The 24,450-nt window shown below is 73.7% G+C and carries 25 protein-coding genes and 1 riboswitch; of the genes, 13 read left to right on the top strand and 12 right to left on the bottom strand.

Annotation, left to right across the window (positions count from 1 at the left end):
• Positions 1-354 precede the first annotated feature (354 nt).
• The 3 genes from ACZ4VL_RS13905 to ACZ4VL_RS13915 are packed head-to-tail and all read right to left on the bottom strand — an operon-like array spanning position 355 to position 4,008.
• A complete protein-coding gene (locus ACZ4VL_RS13905) occupies positions 355-981 on the bottom strand; it encodes a TetR/AcrR family transcriptional regulator (RefSeq protein WP_361088259.1) in 627 nt (208 codons plus the stop codon).
• Positions 982-1,010: 29 nt separating this feature from the next.
• Positions 1,011-3,098, bottom strand: coding sequence for a YhgE/Pip family protein (locus tag ACZ4VL_RS13910; protein WP_468199472.1), 2,088 nt, complete (start codon positions 3,096-3,098; stop codon positions 1,011-1,013).
• Positions 3,070-4,008 (bottom strand): ATP-binding cassette domain-containing protein, encoded by a 939-nt coding sequence (locus ACZ4VL_RS13915; protein ID WP_468199474.1) that lies wholly within the window; start codon positions 4,006-4,008, stop codon positions 3,070-3,072. The genes ACZ4VL_RS13910 and ACZ4VL_RS13915 overlap by 29 nt, the downstream gene beginning before the upstream one ends.
• A 209-nt stretch (positions 4,009-4,217) precedes the next feature.
• On the opposite strand from ACZ4VL_RS13915, the gene ACZ4VL_RS13920 reads away from it, so the two are divergent.
• From ACZ4VL_RS13920 to ACZ4VL_RS13940, 5 genes are all read left to right on the top strand, one after another.
• Entirely contained in the window at positions 4,218-4,700 is a 483-nt protein-coding gene (locus ACZ4VL_RS13920) for an SAV_6107 family HEPN domain-containing protein (protein WP_468199476.1), read from the top strand.
• Between the two features lie 73 nt (positions 4,701-4,773).
• Positions 4,774-5,532 carry a methyltransferase gene (locus tag ACZ4VL_RS13925; RefSeq protein WP_468199479.1) on the top strand — a complete coding sequence of 253 codons (759 nt, stop codon included), beginning with the start codon at positions 4,774-4,776 and terminating at the stop codon, positions 5,530-5,532.
• 310 nt (positions 5,533-5,842) lie between these two features.
• Complete coding sequence (locus ACZ4VL_RS13930; protein WP_360632702.1) at positions 5,843-6,244, top strand: DUF3040 domain-containing protein; 402 nt, start codon at positions 5,843-5,845, stop codon at positions 6,242-6,244.
• A gap of 126 nt (positions 6,245-6,370) precedes the next feature.
• A complete protein-coding gene (locus ACZ4VL_RS13935) occupies positions 6,371-7,030 on the top strand; it encodes a DUF4126 domain-containing protein (RefSeq protein WP_468199481.1) in 660 nt (219 codons plus the stop codon).
• A gap of 32 nt (positions 7,031-7,062) precedes the next feature.
• Positions 7,063-8,481 carry a phytoene desaturase family protein gene (locus tag ACZ4VL_RS13940; RefSeq protein ID WP_468199483.1) on the top strand — a complete coding sequence of 473 codons (1,419 nt, stop codon included), beginning with the start codon at positions 7,063-7,065 and terminating at the stop codon, positions 8,479-8,481.
• Positions 8,482-8,545: 64 nt separating this feature from the next.
• Here the strand turns inward: ACZ4VL_RS13940 and ACZ4VL_RS13945 are convergent, their stop codons facing one another.
• The 5 genes from ACZ4VL_RS13945 to ACZ4VL_RS13965 all read right to left on the bottom strand — a co-directional run bounded on the left by ACZ4VL_RS13945 (position 8,546) and on the right by ACZ4VL_RS13965 (position 13,060).
• A complete protein-coding gene (locus ACZ4VL_RS13945) occupies positions 8,546-9,553 on the bottom strand; it encodes a hypothetical protein (RefSeq protein WP_468199485.1) in 1,008 nt (335 codons plus the stop codon).
• A gap of 41 nt (positions 9,554-9,594) precedes the next feature.
• A complete protein-coding gene (metF, locus tag ACZ4VL_RS13950; RefSeq protein WP_468199488.1) occupies positions 9,595-10,512 on the bottom strand; it encodes a methylenetetrahydrofolate reductase [NAD(P)H] in 918 nt (305 codons plus the stop codon).
• Between the two features lie 69 nt (positions 10,513-10,581).
• Positions 10,582-11,232, bottom strand: coding sequence for a thiamine phosphate synthase (gene thiE / locus ACZ4VL_RS13955; RefSeq protein WP_468199489.1), 651 nt, complete (start codon positions 11,230-11,232; stop codon positions 10,582-10,584).
• Between the two features lie 89 nt (positions 11,233-11,321).
• The gene (locus tag ACZ4VL_RS13960) at positions 11,322-11,687 is read right to left on the bottom strand and encodes an Rv2175c family DNA-binding protein (protein ID WP_360632684.1); all 366 of its coding nucleotides are present in this window, start codon (positions 11,685-11,687) and stop codon (positions 11,322-11,324) included.
• A gap of 107 nt (positions 11,688-11,794) precedes the next feature.
• Complete coding sequence (locus ACZ4VL_RS13965; protein WP_468199493.1) at positions 11,795-13,060, bottom strand: NAD(P)/FAD-dependent oxidoreductase; 1,266 nt, start codon at positions 13,058-13,060, stop codon at positions 11,795-11,797.
• Positions 13,061-13,161: 101 nt separating this feature from the next.
• Positions 13,162-13,274, top strand: a riboswitch (TPP riboswitch).
• Between ACZ4VL_RS13965 and thiO the strand changes: the two genes are divergently transcribed.
• From thiO to ACZ4VL_RS13990, 5 genes are all read left to right on the top strand, one after another.
• Complete coding sequence (gene thiO / locus ACZ4VL_RS13970; RefSeq protein WP_468199495.1) at positions 13,272-14,456, top strand: glycine oxidase ThiO; 1,185 nt, start codon at positions 13,272-13,274, stop codon at positions 14,454-14,456. It overlaps the preceding riboswitch by 3 nt.
• On the top strand, positions 14,453-14,653 hold the full coding sequence (gene thiS, locus ACZ4VL_RS13975) for a sulfur carrier protein ThiS (protein WP_468199497.1): 201 nt from the start codon (positions 14,453-14,455) through the stop codon (positions 14,651-14,653). Before thiO ends, thiS begins: the two co-directional genes overlap by 4 nt.
• A 5-nt stretch (positions 14,654-14,658) precedes the next feature.
• Positions 14,659-15,453 (top strand): thiazole synthase, encoded by a 795-nt coding sequence (locus ACZ4VL_RS13980; RefSeq protein WP_468199499.1) that lies wholly within the window; start codon positions 14,659-14,661, stop codon positions 15,451-15,453.
• Positions 15,454-15,745: 292 nt separating this feature from the next.
• Positions 15,746-17,677, top strand: a complete 1,932-nt coding sequence (gene pknB / locus ACZ4VL_RS13985) for a Stk1 family PASTA domain-containing Ser/Thr kinase (RefSeq protein ID WP_468199500.1) — start codon at positions 15,746-15,748, stop codon at positions 17,675-17,677.
• 20 nt (positions 17,678-17,697) lie between these two features.
• Positions 17,698-18,555 (top strand): deoxyribonuclease IV, encoded by an 858-nt coding sequence (locus tag ACZ4VL_RS13990; RefSeq protein ID WP_468199503.1) that lies wholly within the window; start codon positions 17,698-17,700, stop codon positions 18,553-18,555.
• A 49-nt stretch (positions 18,556-18,604) separates the two neighbouring features.
• Here the strand turns inward: ACZ4VL_RS13990 and ACZ4VL_RS13995 are convergent, their stop codons facing one another.
• Entirely contained in the window at positions 18,605-19,237 is a 633-nt protein-coding gene (locus ACZ4VL_RS13995; RefSeq protein ID WP_468199504.1) for a sulfite oxidase-like oxidoreductase, read from the bottom strand.
• A gap of 173 nt (positions 19,238-19,410) precedes the next feature.
• Here ACZ4VL_RS13995 and bfr point away from each other — a divergent pair, with 173 nt between their 5' ends.
• Complete coding sequence (bfr, locus tag ACZ4VL_RS14000; protein ID WP_468199506.1) at positions 19,411-19,890, top strand: bacterioferritin; 480 nt, start codon at positions 19,411-19,413, stop codon at positions 19,888-19,890.
• 40 nt (positions 19,891-19,930) lie between these two features.
• On the opposite strand, the gene ACZ4VL_RS14005 is transcribed toward bfr, so the two are convergent.
• Entirely contained in the window at positions 19,931-20,179 is a 249-nt protein-coding gene (locus ACZ4VL_RS14005) for a (2Fe-2S)-binding protein (RefSeq protein ID WP_404241664.1), read from the bottom strand.
• 194 nt (positions 20,180-20,373) lie between these two features.
• Positions 20,374-21,729, bottom strand: a complete 1,356-nt coding sequence (locus ACZ4VL_RS14010; RefSeq protein WP_468199508.1) for a class II 3-deoxy-7-phosphoheptulonate synthase — start codon at positions 21,727-21,729, stop codon at positions 20,374-20,376.
• A gap of 117 nt (positions 21,730-21,846) precedes the next feature.
• On the opposite strand from ACZ4VL_RS14010, the gene ACZ4VL_RS14015 reads away from it, so the two are divergent.
• Together ACZ4VL_RS14015 and ACZ4VL_RS14020 are read left to right on the top strand one after the other, a co-directional pair.
• Entirely contained in the window at positions 21,847-21,918 is a 72-nt protein-coding gene (locus ACZ4VL_RS14015) for a trp operon leader peptide (protein ID WP_361088582.1), read from the top strand.
• A 93-nt stretch (positions 21,919-22,011) separates the two neighbouring features.
• Entirely contained in the window at positions 22,012-23,943 is a 1,932-nt protein-coding gene (locus ACZ4VL_RS14020) for an anthranilate synthase family protein (protein ID WP_468199510.1), read from the top strand.
• Positions 23,944-24,096: 153 nt separating this feature from the next.
• Here the strand turns inward: ACZ4VL_RS14020 and ACZ4VL_RS14025 are convergent, their stop codons facing one another.
• A complete protein-coding gene (locus ACZ4VL_RS14025) occupies positions 24,097-24,384 on the bottom strand; it encodes a hypothetical protein (RefSeq protein WP_468199512.1) in 288 nt (95 codons plus the stop codon).
• Positions 24,385-24,450 lie beyond the last annotated feature (66 nt).

Genomic DNA, 24,450 nt, shown 5'->3' on the forward strand with positions numbered 1-24,450 from the left:
CGAGGCGTACCCGGTGAGCACCCCCCCCCCCCCACACACCCCCCCCCCCCCCCCCCCCCCCCCCCCCCCCCCCCCCCCCCCCCCCCGTTACTGCACCACCGGGATCCCACTCCCCCTGTTTCCCGGTGACGGCGGAAGACCCGGTCCGCACCGGCCGCCCCGTGTCGGCGGTCCGGACCGGGCCCCCGTCCGTTGCCCCCAGTCTGTCGTCCGCGCAGGTGGGGGCCCATCCGCGCAGGTACTCATTTCCTCGCGTGAGTACGGGTACTCAGGCTCCGCGGCGGACCGGCGGCAGGCCCCACCAGTTGTACGCGGCCGGGCCCGCCGGCAGAACCGCCGATCGGGGGGCGGCCCTCAGCGGTTGCCGCTGACCCGTCCGCGCAGCAGCAGCGACAGCGCCGAGTGGACGTCGTCCAGCGACCGCTCGCGCTGGAAGGACTGCCAGTCCAGTGCGGCCACCAGCACCATCCCGACCAGCGCGGCCGCGGTCAGCGGCACGTCGATCTCCGCGCTGAGCTCGCCGCGCTCCACGCCCTCGCGCAGCACGGTCTCCACGACGGCCACCGCCTCCCGGCGGACCACCATGAGGGTGCCCTGCCACGTGCGGTTGGTGCGCCACAGTTCGGCCACGTACAGCTGGGTGAAGGCGGGGTAGCGGTCGATGAAGACCAGGCCGGCCCGGATCATCGCGTCGAGCGCCTCGACCCGGTTGCCGCCGTTCGCCTCGGTCTCCTCGGCCGCCGCCCGCAGGGAGGCGGTGAGCAGTCCGACGCCGTGCCGCAGGAGCTCCTCGAAGAGCTCGTTCTTGCTGGCGAAGTTGTAGTAGACGGTGCCCTTCGCGACGCCCGCCCGCTCGGCGATCTCGTCGACCGTGGTCGCGGAGAAGCCCTGTTCGGCGATGAGGGTGACGGCCGCTTCGTAGAGCTTCTGGCGCGTCGCCTGGCGGCGGCCGCCGCCGGCGGTGGTGCTACTGCTGTCCATGTGGCTGATTCTCACAGGTCACCCGGTCCCTAAAGACTCAGTTCGGGGTGGAGCCGGTCCATCGTCCAGACCTGCTTGCCGCGGGCGGCGAGCGAGGTGAGGGCGAGGGCGCCCGCGGTGAAGGCGAGCAGGACCGCGCCGCCCTGCCAGACGGGGGCCAGGTCGCCGCCGGTGATCAGGCGGCGCAGACCCTCGACGATGTACGACATCGGCAGGTACGGGTGGATGGCGTTGAAGAAGCCCGGGCTGGTCTGGACGGGGTAGGTACCACCGGCCGAGGTCAGCTGGAGCATCAGCACGGCCAGCACCAGGATCCGGCCCGCGGCGCCGAACTTGGCGTTCAGCCACTGCACGATCGCCGCGAAGCAGCCGGTGACCAGGACCAGGAAGCCGATGGTCAGGGCCGGGCGCTCCATCTCCAGGCCGAGGCCCCAGTGCAGGACGGACATCAGCATGCCGACCTGGAGGGCGCCGAGACCGGCCACGGGGAGCCAGCCGGCGAGCGCGATCCGCCAGGGCGAGGCGCCGGCGGCCAGGGCGCGCCGGTTCATCGGCGCGATCAGCATGTACGCGACCATCGCGCCGACCCAGAGGGAGAGCGGGATGAAGTACGGGGCGAAGCCGGTGCCGTAGTTGGGCGCCTTGTGCAGGGACTGGTTGGCGAGCTTGATGGGGTCGGCCATGACCTCGGTGCGGGCGTCCCGCTGCTGCTGGTCGTAGTCCGGGATCTTGCCGACGCCCTCGTGCAGGCCGTCGGCCAGGCTGCCGTTGCCGTCGGCCAGCTTGTACAGGCCGCCGTCGAGGCTGTGCGCACCGTCGCCGATCTTGCCGACGCCGTCACCGATGGCAGCGGAGCCGCTGGTGGCCTTGCCGAGGCCGGCGTGCAGCTGGGACATGCCGTCGGCGACCTTGTGGGCGCCGTCGTTGAGGGCGTTGATGGCGGCGGCCTTCGCGTCGAGCTTGGCGGACAGCTCGGGAGCGCCCGTGGCGAGCTTGCGGGCCTTCTGCTCCAGGTCGCCGAGCTGCTTGCGGAGCGTGGCGATGTCGCCGTTCGAGTCCTTGGCCAGGGTGTCGACGTCGCCGGTGAGCCGGGCGGCCTCGGCGGTGGTGTCCTTCAGCTTCTTGAGGTTGTCGCAGGTGGCCGGGAGCGGCTTGGCGGCGGCCCCCGTGCAGGTGCGGGTGTAGGTGTCGGCGGCCAGGTCCGCGGCCTGCTTGCTGACCCTGGCGGCAGCGGGAGCCTTCTTGGTGAAGGCGTCGAGGTGGTTGCTGACGACCTTGGCGGTGTCGGCCACGAGCAGGGCCGCGTCGGCGACCTGCTTGGGGTTCTGCAGGTAGGGGCGGGTCTGGGAGGCGATGCCGTTGAACTGGTCGGCGAGCTGCTGGGTGCCGTCGGCGATGCCCTTCGAGCCGGTCTTGAGCTTGGCGGCGGCCGAGCCCAGCTTCTCCAGTCCGCCGGTGAGCTCGCCGTTCTTCTGCTCGACCTTGTCGAGGTTGTCGGCGATCTCCTTCGCGCCCTCCTGGGCCTTGGTCGCGCCGTCCTTGAGCTTGGAGGCGCCGTCGGCGGCCTCGGCGGTCTTGTCGTGCAGGTCGGAGAAGGAGACGAAGATCTTGTCGAGGAACTTCCGGGAGGCGTTCGTGGAGGCCGCGGTGCGGACCTCGGCGAACACCGTGCGGGAGATCGAGCCGACGATGTAGTTGTTCGCGTCGTTGGTGCGGACCTGGAGGGCCCCGGTGGTCGGGTCGTCACCGGAGCTGGAGGCGATCTTCTCGCTGAAGTCGGCCGGCATCGTCAGGGACAGGTAGTACTTCCCGTCCTCCATGCCCTGGGCCGCCTCCTTCGCGCTCACCTCGTGCCACTCGAAGGTCTTGCTGTCGTGCAGCTTCCTCGTGATGTCCGCGCCGGCCTCCAGGCGGTTGCCGTCGACGGTGGCGCCCTTGTCGGCGTTGACCAGGGCGACGGGCACCCGGTCGAGGCGGCTGTACGGGTCCCAGAAGGACCACAGGTACAGGGCTCCGTAGAGCAGCGGCAGCAGGAGCAGCGCGACGAGGGCGGCCCGGGGCAACTTCCCCCGCCCGAACCGCTTCAGCTCAAGCGCGGCCAGTTTCGGCGAGCGCATCGTCCGTCCCCTTCGTGTCGTCCGTCTCGTCTTCGGGCCGGTCGTCGGCGCCGGAACCGCCCGTGCCGGCCTCGGCCCCGCCCTTCGTCACGGGCTTCGTCGCGGGCTTCGTCTCGGCCGTGCCGGTGTCCATCGCCGCGGGCTTCGCGGTGTCCTTCCGGGCGGGCTTCGAAGCGGGCTTCGCGGCGGGCTCCGTCCCGGGCTTCGCCTCGGGCTCGGCGCCCGTGCGCAGGACCCGTACGTCCTGCGGGGCCTGGCTGCAGACCGCGAGGACGGTGGTCCCGGCCTCGGCGATCGAGCGGAGCATGGCCCAGGCCTCGGCGCGCTCGGCGTCCGAGAGCTTGAGGTCGAGGTCGTCCAGGGCCAGCAGCCGCGGGGAGCCCAGCAGCGCGATGGCCACGGACAGCCGGACGGCCTCCAGGCGGTCGAGGTCCCGGACGGAGGTGCGCGGGCCCTTGGGCAGCGTGTCCAGGTCCAGGCCGGCGGCGGCCAGGGCGGCGTCGATACGGGCCGCGGTGGTGGTGCGGCGCTCGCCCCGGGGCCGCAGCAGGGCCCGGACCGGGCCCTCGTAGCGGCGCTGGAGCAGCGCGCCCTCGCGCAGCTGCTCGGCGACGGTGAGTGCCTGGTCGAGGTCGTTGACCCCGGAGACCGGGCCGAGGGCGGCCACGCGCCGGACGGCGGCCATGCGCTTCGGCAGACGGTGTCCGGCGACCTCGGCGTGGCCCTCGCTCGGCTTCATGCGCCCGGTGAGGGCGAGGAGCAGACAGGTCCGGCCGCTGCCCGAGGGGCCCTCCAGGGCGATGAGCGAGCCGGGGCCGGCATCGATACCCACCCCCCGGAACACCCAGCCGCGCGGGCCCTTGAGTCCGAAGTTCTCGGCTTTGACGGCCGCGCCGTGCGGGCTGTCCACGCCGACCCCCTCTCTCTTTTGAACTGACCGGTCAGTTCAAAAGCTACCACTTCTGCGCGGACACCCGCACAGGAGGGGGGTGAACCGACCCCGGAAATCCCACAAAGCCGCAGGTCAGCGCGATTGTCAGTGGCAGCCGTCACGATGGACCCACGGCACGGAACCAAGCGCCGGGAAGAGCAGCAGTACGCAACGACAGGAGGTTCGTCATGGCCACACCGTCCCCGTCCCCTGTCCACCCCGTCCCGCGCAGGTCGGCAGCCCCGCCCGCCGCGCTCGACCTGCTCGACAAAGCACGCGGCGGCCTGACCGAGGCCGCCCTGCTGACCCGCCCCAACGAGCGCTACGCCACCGCCCACCTCGCCGCCCTGCGCGTCGCCGCGGCGGTGCTCGCCGCCCGGGCGCGGCCCGAGCCGGCGCACCCGCGGCGCCGGCCCCGCATCCGCAGCGCCTGGGAGGTCCTTCCCGAGCTCGCGCCGGAACTGGCCGAGTGGAGCGCCCTGTTCGCCTCCGGAGCCGACCGCCGGGCCCGGGCCGAGGCCGGCATACCCGACGCGGCGAGCAGTGAGGACGCGGACTACCTCCTGCGCGCCGCGTCGATGTTCCTGCGGCTGGTCGAGCGGATGCTGGCGCTGCAGCCCGTGACGCAGACCCTGCCGCAGCCCCGGCCGGAGCGTCCTGACGCGGGATGAGCTGCGGGACTGCCGGAGGCAATAGGGTGGGACCCGGATAGCCCACCCTTACCGCGCCGAGGAGTCATCAGCCGTGTCGGACACTTCCCGCCCCCGCGCCTCCCTCCGCACCGCCGTGGTGTGGGAGGTCCTCAAGGAGGCCCTCGACCGCCGGGTGAAGGCGACCGGGAGGGACGTGCTGGACGTGCTCGACACCGGTGGCGGCACCGGCAAGTTCGCCGTTCCGGTGGCCCACCTGGGCCACCGGGTCACCGTCGTCGACCCCAGCCCGAACGCCCTGTTCGGCCTGGAGCGCCGGGTCTCCGAGGCGGGCGTGGCCGACCTGGTCCGCGGGGTGCAGGGCGACGCCCAGGGCCTGCTCGACGTGGTCGAGCGGGAGTCGTACGACGTGGTGCTCTGCCACGGCGTGCTGGAGTACGTGGACGACCCGGCCGAGGGCGCGGCCAACGCGGTGGCGGCCCTGCGCCCCGGCGGCACGCTGAGCCTGCTCGCCGCCGGTCTCGGCGGGGCCGTCGTCGCCCGGGCCCTCGCCGGCCACTTCACCGAGGCTCGCACGGCCCTCGGCGACCCGGCCGGCCGCTGGGGCGCCGGCGACCCGATGCCGCGGCGCTTCACCGCCGACCAGCTCGCCGAGCTGGTCGCCGGAGTGGGCCTGGACGTCGGCGCCGTGCACGGGGTGCGCGTCTTCGCCGACCTCGTCCCGGGCGTCCTCGTGGACACCGAGCCCGGTGCCGTCGAGGCACTGCTGCGCCTGGAGGAGGCCGCCGCGGAGCTGCCCGCCTTCCACGCCATCGCCACGCAATTGCACGTACTCGGCGAGAAGCGCGCCTGAATTCCCGGCCCGGAAGACCCAGCGGAATCCGCCGGGCCTTCCGCTTCCGGCCCCCTCCACCGCCCGGGCCTGCACCGTATGATCGTGGGACGCGACCGGCATGGCGGACGGACCGGTGGGGAATAACGGCCTCACGACCGTCCCTGCGGCGGTACGTTTGGCGCAGTGCTTTGTTGTGGGGCAGTGCCTTTCCGGCAGTGCATTTTCGAACCTGGCGTGGAGGGCGGGTATCACGGGGGCGATTCCCCGCCTATCCTGAAGGGGACCCCTGGTCGCTACCCCCCGCGACCGAAGGATGAGGAGGACTCCCGTGCCGCTCTCGGAGCACGAGCAGCGAATGCTCGAGCAGATGGAGCGAGCGCTGTACGCCGAAGATCCCAAGTTCGCGACAGCGCTTGAGGGAAGCGGACTGCGTACGTACACCCGGCGACGGGTCTACCAGGCAGTCGCAGGCATTGTGGTGGGTATCGCGCTCCTCATGACCGGTGTGATCATCCCGAACGTACTGTGGGTCAGCGTGGTGGGCTTCCTCGTCATGCTGGGCTGCACGGTCCTCGTGGTCACCGGTTGGCGCAAGGCGCCCAAGCCTGGCGAGCACCCCGTCTCCGGAAGTGCAGGAGGTTCGGCCCACGGCCGCAACCGGCAGCGCCGGTCGATGATGACCCGCATCGAGGAGCGGTGGCAGCGCCGCCGCGACGAGCAGGGGCACTAGACCCCGCACAGACACGGGTGAGGGGGCGGCTGCCGCACGGCGGCCGCCCCCTCACGGCTCCGGCCGCAGCGTTCGGGTTTCCCCCGTCCGCCCACCGGATCGGCCGTGCTGCGCGATGATGGCCCGGTGAGTGTCCTCCCCCTGGTCTTCACCAGCGGCTGGGCCAGCGGGATCAACGCCTACGCCGTGGTCCTCCTGCTCGGCCTGTTCGGCGCGGCCGGACTGACCGACGAGGTGCCCGCCTCCCTGCAGCGCACCGACGTGCTGGTCGTCGCCGGCGTGCTGTTCCTCTGCGAGGCCGTCGCCGACAAGATCCCGTACGTGGACTCCGTCTGGGACGCCGTCCACACCGTCGTCCGGCCCGTCGCCGGGGCCGTGGTCGGCGCCCTGCTCGCCGGCCAGAGCGGCTCGCTCCCCGAGCTCGCCGCCGGCGCCATCGGCGGCTCCACCGCCCTGGCGAGCCATGCCGTCAAGGCCGGAACCCGGATGGCGGTCAACACCTCCCCCGAGCCGGTCAGCAACCTCGTGCTGAGCACCGCCGAGGACCTCGGCGTCGCCGCCGTCGTCACCCTCGCCGTGTTCCACCCCGTCGCCGCCGCCGTGACCGCCGCCGTCCTGCTCGCCGCCGGCCTCGCCGTGCTCGTCCTCCTGTGGTCCCGGATCCGCCGCTTCCTGCGCCGGCGGGCCCAGCGCCGCGAGGAGAAACGCCTGGCCGGGGAGTTCGGGGAGGGCGGACCGGAGGCCCGCCCCGGACCGGCCGCACCGGCACCCGGACCACCCCGCTAGCCCGCCCTCGGCCGCTCGATAGGGTCGGGGCCATGGCACGAATTGCGGTGATCGGCGCCGGCATGGGCGCGATGGCCACGGCGGCCCGGCTGGCCGTGGCGGGGCACCAGGTGACGGTGTACGAACGGGGGTCCACCTACGGCGGCGCGCTCGGCCGCTTCGAGTGGAAGGGATTCGCCTTCGACACGGGCCCGGGGCTGCTGCACCTGCCCGCCGTCTACCGCGACCTGTTCGTCAAGACCGGCAAGCGGCGCCTGGAGGACTGCGTCGACCTCGTCCAGGTCGACCCGGCCGTCCGCCACGTCCTCGCCGACGGAACCTCCCTCGCCCTCCCCGGTGCCTCCCGCGGCGGCGCCGCGGCCGCCCTCGACCAGGCCTTCGGCGCGGGCGCCGGCGACCGCTGGGCCGCCGTGCTGAACCGGGCCCGGGACGCCTGGGACGCCACCCGCCGCCCCCTCCTGGAGGAGCCGCTGCGCGCCGACTGGCAGGCCCTGGGCAGCGACCCGTACCCGGCGGTGCGCAGGAGCGGGCTGCTGCGCCGCCGCCCACCGACCCTCGCCGAGGTCGCCGCACGCGAACTGGGAGGGCAGCTCGGCGAACTGCTGACGGCCCGGGTCCGCGCGTACGGGCTCGACCCGGCGACCGCGCCCGCCTCCGCGGCCGTGCTGCCCTACATGGAGCAGACCTTCGGCAGCTGGTACGTGCGCGGCGGGATGCGCGCGCTGGCGACCGCCCTGTACGAGCGCTGCCGCGAGCGGAAGGTCGAGTTCGTCTTCGAAGCGCCGGTCCGCGACGTCCTGGCCCGCGAGGGCCGGGCGGCCGGGGTGCTGCTGGACGACGGCACCGAGCACCCGGCCGACCACGTGGTGTGCGGGGTCGACCCGCGGCAGCTGGCCGTGCCCCTGCCGCCCGGCGGCGTCCCCGCCGGGCGCCCGGCCCCCGCCGCCCGGTTCACCCTGCTGCTCGCCCTGCGCGGCGCCCGACCCGCCGACACCGTGCACCGCACCCTCGTCCACTCCCCCGGCACCCAGCTCACCGTGCTGCGCCCCGACGACCCCGCCGTCCGGCCCGACGCCGACCACGAGGCCGTCACCGTCAGCGTGGTGTGCGCCCCCGCCGGCGGGGGCGCCGCGGCACCCGACCCGGAGGCACTGCTGGACCTCGCCGCCCGGGCCGTGCCGGGGCTGCGCGAGCGGCTGCTGTGGTGGGAGGCGCACACCCCGGCCGACGTCGAGGCGGCCACCGGGGCGGTCGGCGGAGCGGTGCCCGCGCCCTCGCTCGCCGGGGCCGGCGGCCGGCTGCTGCACCCCGCGAACTCCACGGCGCTGCCCGGGCTGTACCTCGCGGGCGGCTGGGCGCACCCCGGCGGCGGGCTGGCGCACGCCGGGATGACCGGGGCGCTGGTGGCCGGGCTGATCGTGGAGGGCGCGGACTTCCGCGGCTCGCAGTGAGCCCGGCGCGGGCCCGCACCGGGCCGCCCCGACCTCCGCTGCGGAGTCCGGGGCGGCGCTCCTCTCAGTAGCGGTACTGCTCGTACTCGCCGGAACCCTGGTACGGGTACTGCTGGGGCTGCTGCGGCTGCTGCGGGTACGCCCCGCCCTGGCCGTCGGCCGGGTAGGGCTGGGCGACGTCCCGCTGCTGCGGCACCCACACCCCGCCGGGCGGGGTGTCCATCCCGTACTGGTCCTGCCCGGCGGTGCCGCCGCCGTACGGGTCGGCGGCCTGGCCGCCGTACGGGGTGTAGTCGTACGGCTGCTGCGGGATGACGCCACCGCCGGTGCCGATGTACGGGTCCGAGTAGGCGGCGTAGACCTGCTGCTCGCCGCCGGGCTGGTAGGCGCCGGGGTAGCCGTAGCCGCCCTGCGCCTGCGGGTCCTGGTAGGCGGCGTAACCGTGGGCGTCCTGCTCGGCCGTGGTGAACGGCGAGGCGAACGCGGCCGTCTGGCCGGCGTCGGCGCCGGGCGCGAAGCTCTGTATCCCGTACGAGCCGGTGTCCTCGGGCAGCGGCTCCGGGCTGTACAGCTCCTCCGTCGCGGCGCGGAACCGCGGCTGGGGGGTCCGCCCGGACTCCGCGGGCCCGTCGGCGACCGCCTCCGGGTCGGTGGGCCCGCCCGGGGCGTCGGCACCGAACTCCAGCCCCGTGACCTCCAGCGCGGGCTCGGACCGCGGTCCGCCCGCCCGGCGGCGCCGGGCGGAACCCTTCGGCGGGGCGGAGTCCCCGCCCTTGCCGGCCTTGCCGCCCTTGCCGCCCTTGCCTTTGCCTTCCTTGCCCTTGCGCAGCGCCCAGCCGGCCTCGAAGCCCTTGCGGAAGGACAACGTCACCAGCGTCTGGCCCACCGCGAACGCGAGGGCGCCCACGACGATGACCGGCACCGACGGCAGGACCACCCCGGCGACCACGCCGAGGAACCCGGCGAACGCGAGCAGCCGCCAGCGCAGCCGGGCCTTGTACTGCATCAGGACCTCGGCAAGCAGCCACAGCGCGACGAAACCGAACGCGACGTAGAGGACCGTCATTCCCATGCGTGGCACCCCTCGGTACGGCCGCCCTGGGGTACGGCCGATCAGGCCCGCTGGTGCAGGCCCAGGTTCTCGTAGATCTCGAGAGTCGCCGTGGAGTTGTTCAGCGTGATGAAGTGCAGCCCCGGGACACCCTCGGACAGCAGTCGCGCGCAGAACTCCGTGGCGAACTCGATCCCCATGGAGCGTACAGCGGCCGGATCGTCCTTGACGGCGTGCATGCGCTCTTTCACGGCGTCGGGGAAGACGGCATTGCTGAGTTGGGGCAGCCGGTCCAGCTGCTTGATGGCCACAACAGGCATGACCTCAGGGATGATCGGCGTGTCGCAGCCCGCCTTTCCGGCGCTGTCGCGGAGCCGCAGATAATTCTCCGGATCGAAGAACATCTGGGTGATCGCATAGTCCGCACCGGCGCGGCACTTGTCCACGAAGTGCCGGATGTCCGTATCCCAGTCGTCGGAGCGCGGGTGCATCTCCGGGAAGGCCGCGACGCCCACGCAGAAATCGCCCGATTCCTTCAGCAGCCGGACCAGGTCGGCCGCGTAGTGCACCCCATCGGGGTGCGGCACCCACGGGCCCATGGGGTCGCCCGGCGGGTCGCCGCGCACGGCGAGCATGTTGCGGATGCCGGCGTCGGCGAACTGGCCGATCACGTGGCGCAGCTCGGCCACCGAGTGGTCGACGGCCGTGAGGTGCGCGACGGGCGTCAGCGTGGTGTCGGCGGCGATCTCCTGGGTGGCCTTGACGGTGCCGCCCCGGGTGGAGCCGCCGGCACCGTACGTCACGGACACGAAGCTCGGGGCCACCGCCTCGATCCGGCGCAGCGCGTTCCAGAGGTTGCGCTCGCCCTTCTCGGTCTTGGGAGCCCAGAACTCGAAGGAGTACGAGGGGTCCCCGGACGCCAGCAGGTCGCGGACCGTGCGTGCACGGTCCGGTCGGGTGGAAGCGGTACCAAGGGCCATACGGGCAGGTTAGACGCGCGTCCGCGCACGCCGAAGCCCTGTCCGTGATGTGGACAGGTTTTTGGACACTCAGGAGACGCGGTTCCGGATACGCCGGGCGAGGTCCGCCGCGGCGGCCCCCGGGTCGGAGGCCTCGGTCAGGGCGCGGACGACGACGACCCGGGTGGCGCCGGCGTCGAGGACCTCGTCGAGGTTGCCGGCGTCGATGCCGCCGATGGCGAACCAGGGGCGGTCCTGCTGCAGGGAGGCCGCGTGCCGGACCAGGCCGAGGCCGGGGGCGGGCCGGCCGGGCTTGGTGGGGGTGGGCCAGCAGGGGCCGGTGCAGAAGTAGTCCACGCCCGGCTCGGCGACCGCGGCGTCGACCTCGGACTCGGCGTGGCAGGAACGGCCGATCAGCACCCCCTCGCCGAGGACGGCGCGGGCGGCGGGCACCGGGATGTCCCCCTGGCCGAGGTGCAGGACGTCGGAGCCGATGGCGTGCGCGACGTCGGCGCGGTCGTTGACCGCGAGGAGCTTGCCGTGCCGGCGGGCGGCGTCGGCGAACACCCGGAGGTGGTCGAGCTCCTCGGCGGCCTCCATGCCCTTGTCGCGGAGCTGGACGACGTCCACCCCGCCGGCGAGCACGGCGTCGAGGAACTCGGGGAGGTCCCCCTGCCGCTTGCGGGCGTCCGTGCACAGGTAGAGCCTGGCGTCGGAGAGCTGCTGGGCGTTGGCGGACATGGGTACCCCCTGGTGGGCGCGGCGAACGCGGGCCGCTCCCGGCGGCCCGCGTCCCGCGGATGGATCAGTCGGCTGTCAGTCGGCTCGGGTCAGAGGGCGAGCGCCTGGGCGCGGCGCTTGACCTCCGTGCCGCGATTCTCGCGCAGCGCCTGCACGGGGGTGCCGGGCAGGGTCTCGTCGGCGGTGAAGAGCCACTCCAGCATCTCCTCGTCGGAGAAGCCGTCGTCGCGCAGGACCGTCAGCAGACCGGTGAGGCCCTTGACGAGCTTGGTGCCGTCGATGAAGTCGGCGGGGACCTGCAGGGTGCGGTTCTCGCCGCGGCGGACGGCGATCAGCTGACCTTCCTTGACCAGCTGGCGGACCCGGGTCACTTCGACGTCCAGCATCTCGGCGATGTCGGGGAGGTGGAGCCAGGCGGGGACAAGGGCATCGATCTTGGTGTCAATCTCGGTCACGGCACAAGCCTGCCACCTCCCGGGCGCCGCCGGTACCCGGGCCGACCCGTCCGGGGCCGTACGGGCGCCCCGCCCGGCCCGGGCGCCCGTACGGGGGCTCCGCCGCGCTACTGCGCGGCGGCCACGGCAGACTTCAGCGGAGTGGCCGGATCCGACACCCGGCCGGGGTCGACGGCGGTGCCGGTCTCGATCAGCTTGCGGCCCTGGGCGAGGTCCCGCGGCCGGCCCACGGCGAGGATCGCCACCAGCGATCCGGCGCGCAGCCAGCACACCGACCAGCCCTGCTCGCCGGGGTCGCCCCGCCACAACAGGGTGTCGGCGTCCGCGTGGTGGCCGGCGTACTGGACGAACCGCCCGAACTGCTCGGACCAGAAGTACGGCACCGGGTCGTAGACCTGGAGCGCCGCCCCGGCCGGGGGCAGCCCCTCCGCCTCGGCGCGGGCCTCGGCCAGGATGTTCGCCGCGACCACCCGCGGCCCCTGCAGCGCGTTGTCCCAGTGGTGCACCAGCAGCCGCGCCCCGTAACGCGCGGACGGGAACGAGGCGCAGTCGCCGACCGCGTACACCCCCGGCAGCGAGGTCCGCAGGTGGGCGTCCGCCGTGACCGAGCCGTCGGCGCCGAGCCCGACGCCCGACCCGGCCAGCCAGCGCGTCGCCGGCCGCGCCCCGATGCCCACGACCACCGCTCCGGCGGGCAGCTCCCGGCCGTCCGCGAGCAGGACCCGCCCGGACTCCACCGAGGCGACCTTGGCGGAGGTCAGCAGGTCCGCCCCCACCTCCTCGTACCAGCCGGCCATCGGGGCGGCGACCTCGGCCGGCAGGGCGCCCGCCAGCACCCGGTCCGCGGCCTCGACCACCGTCACGGTGCAGCCCGCCTCCCGGGCCGCGGTGGCGAACTCCGCGCCGATCCACCCGGCGCCGACGACGACGGTGGCCGGGGTCCGGGCCAGCACCGGCCGCAGCCGGGCCGCGTCGTCGAGGGTGCGCAGCAGGTGGACGCCCGGGACGCCCTCGGCGCCGGGCAGGGTCAGCGGTTCGGCGCCGGTCGCCAGGACCAGCACCGCGTACGGGACCGGGCCGGCCTCGGTGTCCACTTCGCGGTCGGCGGCCCGCAGCCCGGTCACCTCCACGCCGAGCCGGAGCCCGATGCCCAGGCCCTCGAAGTCGACGTCGAAGGCGGAGTCCTCGGCCTTGCCGAGCAGGACCGCCTTGGACAGCGGGGGTCGGTCGTACGGCTGGTGGGGCTCGGCGCCCAGCAGGGTCACGGGGCCGGTCCAGCCCTGCTCGCGCAGGGCCACGGCGGTCTGCACCCCGGCCATTCCGGCGCCGACGATGACGACGCCGTTCTGAGTCTGTTCGGTCTGCTCGCTCACGCGACCCACCCTAGTCAGCATGATCGGTGAGGAGGGGGTGCACCGGCGGCCGCGTCCCGGCTCTCTCCCGCCCGCCGAAGGGGAACGGCTACTGTGGCCACCGTACCTATCGCGGGAGCCCGGGCGCACCGGGCTGAGAGGGAGGCTGGCCGGCCTCCGACCGTCCGAACCTGATCCGGGTCATGCCGGCGAAGGGAGGGGCTGGACGCCCATGCACTCGTCCAAGGGATCCGCGGTGGCCGCGGGATCCGACGTCCTCGTCATCGGGGGCGGGATCATCGGCCTGGTCACGGCCTGGAGGGCGGCCCGGCGCGGGCTGCGCACCGCCCTCGCCGACCCGGCGCCCGGCGGTGGCGCCGCCCAGGTCGCGGCGGGCATGCTCGCCGCCGTCACCGAACTGCACTACGGCGAGGAGACCCTGCTGGGCCTCAACCTCGCCTCTGCCGCCCGCTATCCGGAATTCGTCGCCGAACTCGCCGACGCCAGCGGCGGCATGGACGTCGGCTACCGGGCGTGCGGCACGCTCGCCGTCGCCCTCGACGCCGACGACCGGCTCCACCTGCGCGAGCTGCACGCCCTCCAGCGCCGCTGCGGCCTGGAGTCCGAGTGGCTCACCGGCCGCGAGTGCCGCCGCCTGGAGCCGATGCTCGCCCCCGGCGTCCGCGGCGGCCTGCGCGTCGACGGCGACCACCAGGTCGACCCGCGGCGGCTCGCGGCCGCCCTGCTGGCCGCCTGCGAACGCGCAGGGGTCGACATCCACCGGGCGGCCGCCGAACGGCTGCTCGTCACCGCCGACCGGGCGGCCGGCGCGCTGCTCGACGACGGCACCGAACTCTTCGCCGACCAGGTGGTCCTGGCGGCGGGCTCGCTCAGCGGCCGGCTGGCCGGCGTTCCCGAGGAGGCGCTGCCGCCCGTCCGGCCGGTGAAGGGGCAGGTGCTGCGGCTCGCGGTGCCGGCCCCGTACGCGCCGTTCCTGTCGCGGACGGTACGGGCGGTCGTCCGCGGCAGCCACGTGTACCTGGTGCCGCGCGAGAACGGCGAGCTCGTCATCGGCGCCACCAGCGAGGAACTCGGCTGGGACACCACCGTCACAGCCGGCGGGGTGTACGAACTGCTCCGCGACGCACACGAGTTGGTGCCCGGCATCACCGAACTGCCGCTCACCGAGACCCGGGCCGGGCTGCGCCCCGGCTCCCCCGACAACGCCCCGCTGCTCGGCCCCACCGTCCTGCCCGGCCTGCACCTGGCCACCGGGCACTACCGCAACGGGGTGCTGCTGACCCCCGTCACCGGCGACGCCATGGCCGAGCTGCTCGCCACCGGCGTCCTGCCCGAGGCCGCCCGGCCCTTCGGCCCGCGCCGCTTCTCCCCCGCACGTCAGGAGTCGTACGCATGACCATCTCCGTCAACGGCGAGCCGCGCGAGCTCGCGCCCGGCACCACCCTCGACGCGGTGGTCGCCACCCTCACCACCGCCCCCTCCGGGGTCGCGGCCGCACTCAACGAGACCGTGGTCCCGCGCGGGCAGTGGCCGCACACCGCCGTCGGCGAGGGCGACCGGGTCGAGGTCCTCACCGCGGTCCAGGGAGGCTGAACACCGTGGCGGACGACGCATTGGTCCTCGGCGACCGGACCTTCTCCTCCCGTCTGATCATGGGCACCGGCGGGGCGCCCAGCCTGGAGGTGCTGGAACACGCCCTCATCGCCTCCGGTACGGAACTCACCACGGTCGCGATGCGCCGGCTCGACCCGGCCGTGCAGGGCTCCGTCCTCGGCGTCCTCGACAAGCTCGGCATCGCGGTCCTGCCGAACACGGCCGGCTGCTACACCGCCGGCGAGGCGGTGCTCACGGCCCGGCTGGCCCGGGAGGCGCTCGGCACCGACTGGATCAAGCTGGAGGTCATCGCCGACGAGCGGACCCTCCTGCCCGACGGGGAGGAACTGCTCGCCGCCGCGGAAACCCTGGTGGACGACGGTTTCACGGTGCTGCCGTACACCAACGACGACCCGGTGCTGGCCCGGAAGCTGGAGGACGCCGGCTGCGCGGCCGTCATGCCGCTCGGCTCGCCCATCGGGTCGGGCATGGGCATCCGCAACCCGCACAACTTCGAACTGATCGTGGAGCGGGCGGGGGTGCCGGTGATCCTGGACGCGGGTGCGGGAACCGCCTCCGACGTGGCGCTGGCGATGGAGCTCGGCTGCGCCGGGGTCATGCTGGCTTCCGCGGTGACGCGGGCGCAGGTGCCGGTGCTGATGGCGGGGGCGATGCGGGATGCGGTGTCCGCGGGGCGGCTCGCGTTCCGTGCGGGGCGGATCCCGCAGCGGCGCTTCGCGCACGCCTCGTCCCCGGGCGAGGGCCGCGCCGCCCTCGACCCGGAACGCCCGGCCTTCTGACCGCCGCCGCCACTGCCACCGCCGCTGCGCGGAGCCGCTAGATCCAGCCCGCGCGGCGTTCGAGCGCACCGGGCGCGCAGCGCCCGGAACGGGGCCCGGGGCCGCAGGCCCCGGTTTCGGGAAGGGGCGGGGTGGGGAACCGCTCCGCGCAGCGGCACCCGCGCCCAGCAGCCAGCGGCACCCGCTGCGACCAGCGGAAACGGGTGCGGCGGGGCCGGGGCCGCGTCACAGGTGTGCTGCAAGCCGGGGGCGGGCAGGACGGCCCGCCACCCGGCGCCAATAGAATCGCCGGGTGGACACGACCCTGGATGACCCGCTCGTCGGGCAGACGCTCGACGGCCGCTACCGCATCGACGCCCGCATCGCGGCAGGCGGCATGGCCACGGTCTACCGGGCCCTGGACACCCGCCTCGACCGCATCCTCGCGCTGAAGGTGATGCACCCGGCGCTGGCTGCGGACGCCGCCTTCGTCGACCGGTTCATCCGCGAGGCGAAGTCCGTGGCCCGCCTCGCGCACCCCAACGTGGTGGCCGTGTTCGACCAGGGCACCGACGGCCCGTACACGTACCTGGCCATGGAGTACGTCTCCGGCTGCACCCTGCGCGACGTGCTGCGCGAGCGCGGCGCGCTCCAGCCGCGGGCCGCGCTGGACGTGCTGGAGCCGGTCCTCGCCGCGCTGGGGGCCGCGCACCGGGCCGGTTTCGTGCACCGGGACATGAAGCCCGAGAACGTCCTGATCGGCGACGACGGCCGGGTGAAGGTGGCCGACTTCGGGCTGGTCCGGTCCGTGGACACGGTCACGAGCACCACCGGCGCCGTCCTCGGCACGGTCTCCTACCTCGCCCCCGAGCAGATCGAGAACGGCGTCACGGACACCCGTGTCGACGTCTACGCCTGCGGTGTGGTGCTGTACGAGATGCTGACCGGCGACAAGCCGCACACCGGCGGCACCCCGGCCCAGGTGCTGTACCGCCACCTGCACGAGGACGTCCCGCCCCCGTCGGCCGCGGTCCCCGGGCTGCCGGTCGCGCTGGACGAGCTGGTGGCGCAGGCCACCGCCCGCACGCCGGACCTGCGTCCGTACGATGCCGCGGCGCTGCTCGGGCTGGCCCTGGACGCCCGGAGCCGGCTGACCGACGTCGAGCTGGACGCCGTACCGCCGCAGGCCCACGCCGAGGTGCGGTCGTCCGCCGAGGACCGTACGAGCGTCATACCGCGTACCGCGGGCGCCCGGCAGCCCGTGGAGCACACCTCCCTGCTGGCCGAGCCCCCGCTGCCCGGGCCGGCCGCGCAGGCCCCGGCGCCGCAGCCGGCCCCGGGCCGGACCCGGGTGCGGGTGCGGCGCGGCCCGTTGCTGGTGGTGGCGGCCGTGCTGCTGGCCCTCGGCATCGGCACCGGCGTCTGGTACATCGGCTCCGGCCAGTTCACCAAGGTCCCCAACCTGCTCGGCAAGACGGAGGCGCAGGCCCGCTCGGAGCTGTCCGAGGCCGGGCTCGGCGTGAAGCGGGTCGACCGGAAGTTCAGCGACGCCTTCGACCGGGGGACGGTCATGGCCAGCGACCCGCAGGGCGCGAAGCGCATCCGCGGCAACGGTGCGGTGGTGCTGACCGTCTCCCGCGGCCCGGAGGTCGTGGTGGTGCCCAACGTGAAGGGCCGCCCGTTGGACGCGGCGAAGGCGGAGCTGACCAAGAGCGGTCTGGCCCCGGGTATCGTCACTCAGGCGTTCAACGAGAACGTGCCGCAGGGCTCGGTGATCTCCACCGAGCCCAACGACGGGCAGAAGCGGGCGCCCGACACCGCGGTGTCGATCACGGTCAGCAAGGGCCGGCCGGTGCCGGTGCCGAGCGTGACCGGGAAGCCCCTCGACCAGGCCCGGGCCGCGCTCCAGGACCTCGGTCTCAAGGTCGAGACGGCTCCTGACGAGATCAACTCGCCGTTCCCGGCCGGCACGATCGCCAACCAGTCGGTGGGTGCGGGCGCCCAGGCCGCGGCCGGTGACACGGTCGTACTGACGGCCTCCAAGGGTCCACGACAGATCCCGGTGCCGAACGTGGTCGGGCTGGAGGCGGACGCGGCCCGCAGGACCCTGGAGGCCGCGGGCTTCAAGGTGAAGGTGGAGAGGGCCTTCCTGAACTTCACCAACATCGTGGACGTGCAGTCGGTGCCGGGCGGCCAGAGCGCCCCGGAAGGCAGCCAGATCGTCCTGCGGATCAAGGGGCTGTAGCGGGGATGGACACTGCGGCCATGCGCAATCCCGTGGGCGGGCACGTCCCGGTGGCGGGCGGGCTCGCCACCGTCGGGTTGTCGTACGCGCGGGAGCTGGCGGCCGAGGCGGTGCAGGTCTTCGTGGCCAATCCGCGCGGCTGGGCCACCCCGGCGGGGAATCCGGCCCAGGACGAACTGTTCCGGGCCGGCTGCGAGGCCGGGTCGATCCCGGCCTACGTGCACGCCCCCTACCTGATCAACTTCGGCTCGCACACCGAGGCCACGGTGGAGCGGTCGGTGGAGTCGCTGCGCCACTCGCTGCGCCGGGGCCGGGCGATCGGCGCGCTGGGCGTGGTCGTGCACACCGGTTCGGCGACCGGGGGCCGGCCCCGCGAGGCGGCGTACGCGCAGATCAGGAAGCACGTGCTGCCGCTGCTGGACGAGCTGGTGCACGACGACGACCCGATGCTGCTGCTGGAGTCCACGGCCGGGCAGGGCTCCTCGCTGTGCTCGCGGACCTGGGACTTCGGCCCGTACTTCGACGCGCTCGACCACCACCCGAAGCTGGGCGTCTGCCTGGACACCTGCCACGTCTTCGCGGCCGGGCACGACCTGGCGGAGCCGGGCGGTGTGAAGCAGACGCTGGACCTGCTCGTGGACACGGTGGGCGAGGGGCGGCTGAAGCTGGTCCACGCGAACGACTCGAAGGAGGGCGTGGGCGCGCACAAGGACCGCCACGCCAACATCGGGCAGGGCCACATCGGCCGGGAGGCCTTCGGAGAGTTGTTCACGCACCCCGCGATGGAGGGGGTGCCGCTGATCATCGAGACGCCGGGCGGCAAGGAGGGGCACGCGGCCGACGTGGCGCTGCTCAAGGAGCTGCGCGTCCTGCACTGAGCCCGGCCCGGGCGGCGCCGAGGGGCTCGCCGCGGGACGCACCGCCGGGCTACAGCTCGGGGCCGTCCCCGGGCTCCTCCTGGTAGGAGTAGCGCTGCTCGCGCCAGGGGTCGCCGATGTTGTGGTAGCCCCGCTCCTCCCAGAACCCGCGCCGGTCGGCGGTCATGTACTCGACGCCGCGGACCCACTTCGGGCCCTTCCACGCGTACAGGTGGGGCACGACGAGCCGGACCGGGAAACCGTGCTCGGCGGTGAGCAGTTCACCGCCCTGGTGGGTGGCGAAGACGGTCCGGTCGGAGGCGAAGTCGGCCAGTCGCAGGTTGGAGCTGAAGCCGTACTCGGCCCACACCATCACGTGCGTGACCTGCGGCGCGGGCGGGGCGAGGGCGAGGATCTCGCGGGCGAGGACCCCGCCCCATTCGGCCCCGACCATGCTGAACTTCGTCACGCAGTGCAGGTCGGCGACGACCGACTCGAAGGGCAGGGCCGTGAACTGCTCGTGGTTCCAGCAGTGCTTCTCGCCGTCGGCGGTCGCGCCGAAGACACGGAACTCCCAGCGTTCCGGCTTGAACTTGGGCACGGGCCCGTAGTGGGTGACCGGCCAGCCCCGCTGAAGCCGCTGCCCCGGTGGAAGCTCCGGCTGTTCTGCTCCCGGAGATTCCCGGCTTTCCGGCTGACCCATGACTCCATGGTGACAGACGCGGCGGGGTGGTCATGACCAGGGCACAGGCTGATTCGGACATGTCACAGCAACTCCCACTAAGGAGGCACTTACTGGACGGCCCCCGACGGCGGTGCAAGGATGCGCGCAACCGATCCGTCACTTGCTGACTTTGCCTGGAAGGAGCCTCTGCGATGCAGGGCGACCCCGAGGTCCTCGAGTTTCTGAACGAGCAGCTGACCGGCGAGCTCACGGCGATCAACCAGTACTGGCTCCACTACCGGATCCAGGACAACAAGGGTTGGACCAAACTCGCCGAGTACACCCGCACCGAGTCCATCGACGAGATGAAGCACGCGGACAAGCTCACCGAACGCATCCTGATGCTCGACGGGCTCCCGAACTACCAGCGCCTCTTCCACGTGCGGGTGGGCCAGACCCTGACCGAGATGTTCCAGGCGGACCGCCAGGTCGAGGTCGAGGCGATCGACCGGCTCAAGCGGGGCATCGAGGTGATGCGCGGCAAGAGCGACATCACGTCGGCGCGCCTGTTCGAGGACATCCTGGCGGACGAGGAGCACCACATCGACTACCTCGACACCCAGCTGGAGCTCATCGAGACCCTCGGCGAGCCGCTCTACATCGCCCAGCTGATCGAGCAGCCGGAGAGCTGACCGCGGCCCGGCGGAGATCCGGGCGGGAGCCGGCGGGTTCCTAGGCGGCTTCGGCGAGCTCGGGGGCGGGCGCCAGCACGGACGCGGTCCGGCCCGTCTCCAGCAGCTCGCGGCGCGGGCACGCCCCCCGGCCGAGCAGGCCCTGGATGGTGCGCACGCAGGAGCCGCAGTCGGTTCCGGCCTTGGTGGCGGACGCTATCTGGCGGGGGGTGCAGGCCCCGGCGGCCGCGTGCTCCTTGACCTGCTGGTCGGTGACACCGAAGCAAGAGCAGACGTACACGCGGTTCACCTCCCGGTCAGGAATGCCTTCGGAGCCATCCCCTATTCGGTGAGGCTTACCTAACCGTACCCAAAGTCGGGGTGGCCGAAAAGTCCCCGGTACGGCGGTGGGGCGCGGATCACATCGATCCGCGCCCCACTGTCACGAGCTGCTCACCGGCAGCCGCCGGCGCGACAAAACGCGCCTGCTGCCGGCACCTGCTGCTACTGGTCCCGGTACATCTCGGCGACCAGGAACGCCAGGTCCAGGGACTGGCTGCGGTTCAGGCGGGGGTCGCAGGCCGTCTCGTAGCGCTGGTGCAGGTCGTCGACGAAGATCTCGTCGCCGCCGCCCACGCATTCGGTGACGTCGTCACCGGTGAGCTCGACGTGGATACCGCCCGGGTGGGTGCCCAGCGCCTTGTGGACCTCGAAGAAGCCCTTGACCTCGTCGAGGACGTCGTCGAAGCGGCGCGTCTTGTGGCCCGAGGCCGCCTCGAAGGTGTTGCCGTGCATCGGGTCGGTGACCCAGGCGACCGTCGCGCCCGAGGCCGTGACCTTCTCGACCAGCTCGGGGAGCTTGTCGCGGACCTTGTCGGCGCCCATGCGGACGACGAAGGTCAGCCGGCCCGGCTCGCGGTCCGGGTCCAGGCGGTCGATGTACGTCAGCGCCTCGTCCACCGTGGTGGTGGGGCCGAGCTTGATGCCGACCGGGTTGGCGATCTGCGAGCAGAACTCGATGTGCGCGTGGTCGAGCTGACGGGTGCGCTCACCGATCCAGACCATGTGGCCGGAGGTGTCGTACAGCTTGCCGGTGCGCGAGTCGGTGCGGGTCAGCGCACCCTCGTAGTCGAGCAGCAGCGCCTCGTGCGAGGAGTAGAACTCCACCGCCTTGAACTCGGCCGGGTCGGTGCCACAGGCCTTCATGAAGTTCAGCGCGTTGTCGATCTCCCGCGCGAGCTGCTCGTAGCGCTGCCCGGACGGGGAGGACTTCACGAAGTCCTGGTTCCAGGCGTGCACCTGGCGCAGGTCGGCGTAGCCACCCGTGGTGAAGGCGCGCACCAGGTTCAGCGTCGACGCCGACGCGTGGTACATGCGCTTGAGCCGCTCGGGGTCCGGGACGCGGGCCTCGGGGGTGAAGTCGAAGCCGTTGACGGAGTCGCCGCGGTAGGTCGGCAGGGTCACCCCGTCGCGGGTCTCGGTGTCCTTCGAGCGGGGCTTGGAGTACTGGCCGGCGATCCGGCCGACCTTGACGACGGGCACGGAGGCCGCGTACGTCAGGACGGCGCTCATCTGGAGCAGCGTCTTCAGCTTGGCGCGGATGTGGTCGGCGGACACGGCGTCGAAGGCCTCGGCGCAGTCGCCGCCCTGCAGCAGGAACGCCTCGCCCTTGGCGACGGCTCCCAGACGGGCACGCAGCTGATCGCATTCGCCCGCGAAGACGAGCGGAGGATACGACTCGAGGTCCGCGACGACAGCGCGCAGGGCCTCGGCATCGGGGTACGAAGGCTGCTGCGCCGCGGGCAGGTCTCGCCAGGTCGCCTTGACGGCGGGGGCGTGGGTTTCAGCGTTCACGGTCACACCTACACATTAAGGGCTCACACCTCGCGTCCAGCCGGATGACCACCAGGTGAGACGGACGTCTCCTGTGGTGTCACCCGCCCCCACCGCCTCCCCGAGTGGGCTAGGGTTCGTCCCGTGTACGCGCATTCCTGCCAGAACTGGTGGTGGACCGCTCCCGGCGGCCCGCCTCCCTCGCGTACCCACTGACACGAGCGACACGAAGGCCGCCCCGAGGGGCGGCCTTCGGCGTTTTCCGAGGCCCGGCCGTCCCTCCCCTTCCGGAAGGACGCCCGACCACCCATGGACCACCACACCGGCACGACCGGCAGTCGACTGCTCGACCTGCTCCGCGACGACTGCCCGCCGTTCGCCCTGCTGCGCCGGCGCACCCCCGGCCGCGACCACGACACCGTCGAGGTGCTGATCGGCGCCGTCCACGAGGCCGAGCGCCTCGCCGACCTGCCCGTGCGCGCCCTGCCGACCCTGGCCCTGGTGCCGTTCCGGCAGATCCGCGAGCGCGGCTTCGACGTCCGCGACGACGGCACCCCGCTCGCCGTGCTGGCCGCGCAGGAGGCGTACGAGGTCCCGTTCGCCGAGGCCCTCGCCGTGCTGCCCGCGCACGGGGTGCGGGTCGAGGACGGCGGCTTCGACGTACCCGACGCGCAGTACGCGGAGACCGTCCGGCGGGTCGTGGAGGACGAGATCGGCCGCGGCGAGGGCGCGAACTTCGTCATCCGCCGCACCTTCCGGGGCCGGATCGACGGCTTCGGCCGGGCCGACGCCCTCGCACTGTTCCGGCGGCTGCTGGTGGGCGAGCGGGGGGCGTACTGGACGTACGTCGTCCACACGGGCGACCGGACCCTCGTGGGGGCGAGCCCCGAGGTGCACGTGCGGATGGCCGGCGGCACGGTCGTGATGAACCCGATCAGCGGAACGTACCGCTACCCGGCCGGCGGCCCCACCGCCGACTCGCTCCTGGAATTCCTCGGCGACCGCAAGGAGACCGAGGAGCTGTCGATGGTGGTCGACGAGGAGCTGAAGATGATGTGCACGGTCGGCGACCGCGGCGGGGTCGTCGTCGGGCCGCGGCTGAAGGAGATGGCGCACCTGGCGCACACCGAGTACGAGCTGCGCGGCCGGTCCTCGCTGGACGTGCGGGAGGTGCTGCGCGAGACGATGTTCGCCGCGACCGTCACCGGTTCGCCGGTTCAGAACGCCTGCCGGGTCATCGAACGGTACGAGGCCGGCGGCCGCGGCTACTACGCGGGGGCGCTGGCGCTGCTGGGCGTCGACGCGGCCGGGGCGCAGACCCTGGACTCGCCGATCCTGATCCGTACGGCGGACATCGCCTCGGACGGCAGCCTGCGCGTGCCGGTGGGCGCCACGCTGGTGCGGCACTCGGATCCGGCGGGCGAGGTCGCCGAGACCCATGCGAAGGCGGCGGGGGTGCTGGCCGCGCTCGGGGTCCGGCCGGCGGCCCCGGGTTCCGGGGAGGGGCCGGCGGCGTACGGGCGGGCCGCGGCGGAACTGGCGGCGGACCCCCGGGTGGCGGCGGCGCTGGCCGCCCGGCGCCGGGACCTGGCGCCGTTCTGGCTGCGGATGCAGGAGCAGCCGGCGTCCGCGGCCGGGCACTGCCTGGTGGTGGACGGGGAGGACACCTTCACGGCGATGCTGGCCCACGTGCTGCGGGCCGCGGGCCTGTCGGTGACGGTGCGCCGCTTCGACGAGCCGGGGCTGCGGGAGGCCGCCCTCGCGCACGAGGGGCCGATCGTGCTGGGTCCGGGGCCGGGCGACCCCGCGGACGGAGCCGACCCGAAGATGCGGCTGCTGCGCGGGGTGGCGCGGGAGCTGCTGGCGGGGCACACGGGCGGGCTGCTCGGGGTGTGCCTGGGCCACGAGCTGATCGCGGCCGAGCTGGGGCTGCCGCTGGTCCGCAAGGCGGAGCCGGCGCAGGGGGCGCAGGTGGGGATCGACCTGTTCGGGGCGCGTGAGGTGGTCGGCTTCTACAACACGTTCACGGCGTCCTGCGACGCCGAGACCGCGGCGGAGCTGTCCGCGCAGGGGGTCGAGGTCGCCCGGGACGCCGCGACGGGCGAGGTGCACGCCCTGCGGTGCGCGGCCCGCGGCTTCGCGGGGGTGCAGTTCCACCCGGAGTCGGTGCTGACCCTGCGCGGCCACGACCTCCTGACCGGCCTGCTCCACTCCGTCACCCCGGCGGCCCGCCCTGCGTGACCGCCCCCTCCGCCGGCCATTCCAGCCCCGCCGGCGTGTGAGGCGCGGGCCCGGGCGGAGCCCGGTGCCCGGCGGAGCCGGGTTCCCCGGGGCGCTGCCCCGGGGCGGGAGGGCCGGCGCCGTCCGGTGGGCCGGCCCGGCCGGTGGTCGAGGCTAGAGCGGTCGGGCCGGTCGGGGGCGGCGGGCGCGGAGGCTGCGGGTGAAGCGCCAGACGATCACCGGGCCCGCCGCGAGCATGAGGTACAGGAACAGGTCGATCCGGCCGAAGGCGAGGGCGGTGCAGGCCGGCACGCCCACCACGTGGTCGGCGAAGGCCAGCCACCGGTCGACGCGTTCTCCGGCCCCCGCGCGCAGCGCGTGCCGCAGGTCCCGGACGGAGAACACCAACTGGAGCAGGGCAAGGGCCAGCAGTAGCCAGCGGCCCACAACGGGTATGTCCACGGCCGCACTCTAGGGGGTGGCCGTGGACATACCCCCACCGCCCTGCGCCCTCACCGGCGCCCGCGC

This window comes from Streptomyces sp. NPDC029014, assembly GCF_055564695.1.

What these genes read in the sequence shown, in the direction of transcription:
- ACZ4VL_RS13905 (WP_361088259.1), bottom strand. Translation starts at nt 981, where the DNA reads ATGGACAGCAGTAGCACCACCGCCGGCGGCGGCCGCCGCCAGGCGACG.
- ACZ4VL_RS13910 (WP_468199472.1), bottom strand. Translation starts at nt 3,098, where the DNA reads ATGCGCTCGCCGAAACTGGCCGCGCTTGAGCTGAAGCGGTTCGGGCGG.
- ACZ4VL_RS13920 (WP_468199476.1), top strand. Translation starts at nt 4,218, where the DNA reads ATGGCCACACCGTCCCCGTCCCCTGTCCACCCCGTCCCGCGCAGGTCG.
- ACZ4VL_RS13940 (WP_468199483.1), top strand. Translation starts at nt 7,063, where the DNA reads ATGGCACGAATTGCGGTGATCGGCGCCGGCATGGGCGCGATGGCCACG.
- ACZ4VL_RS13945 (WP_468199485.1), bottom strand. Translation starts at nt 9,553, where the DNA reads ATGGGAATGACGGTCCTCTACGTCGCGTTCGGTTTCGTCGCGCTGTGG.
- metF (WP_468199488.1), bottom strand. Translation starts at nt 10,512, where the DNA reads ATGGCCCTTGGTACCGCTTCCACCCGACCGGACCGTGCACGCACGGTC.
- thiE (WP_468199489.1), bottom strand. Translation starts at nt 11,232, where the DNA reads ATGTCCGCCAACGCCCAGCAGCTCTCCGACGCCAGGCTCTACCTGTGC.
- thiO (WP_468199495.1), top strand. Translation starts at nt 13,272, where the DNA reads ATGCACTCGTCCAAGGGATCCGCGGTGGCCGCGGGATCCGACGTCCTC.
- thiS (WP_468199497.1), top strand. Translation starts at nt 14,453, where the DNA reads ATGACCATCTCCGTCAACGGCGAGCCGCGCGAGCTCGCGCCCGGCACC.
- ACZ4VL_RS13990 (WP_468199503.1), top strand. Translation starts at nt 17,698, where the DNA reads ATGCGCAATCCCGTGGGCGGGCACGTCCCGGTGGCGGGCGGGCTCGCC.
- ACZ4VL_RS13995 (WP_468199504.1), bottom strand. Translation starts at nt 19,237, where the DNA reads ATGGGTCAGCCGGAAAGCCGGGAATCTCCGGGAGCAGAACAGCCGGAG.
- bfr (WP_468199506.1), top strand. Translation starts at nt 19,411, where the DNA reads ATGCAGGGCGACCCCGAGGTCCTCGAGTTTCTGAACGAGCAGCTGACC.
- ACZ4VL_RS14020 (WP_468199510.1), top strand. Translation starts at nt 22,012, where the DNA reads ATGGACCACCACACCGGCACGACCGGCAGTCGACTGCTCGACCTGCTC.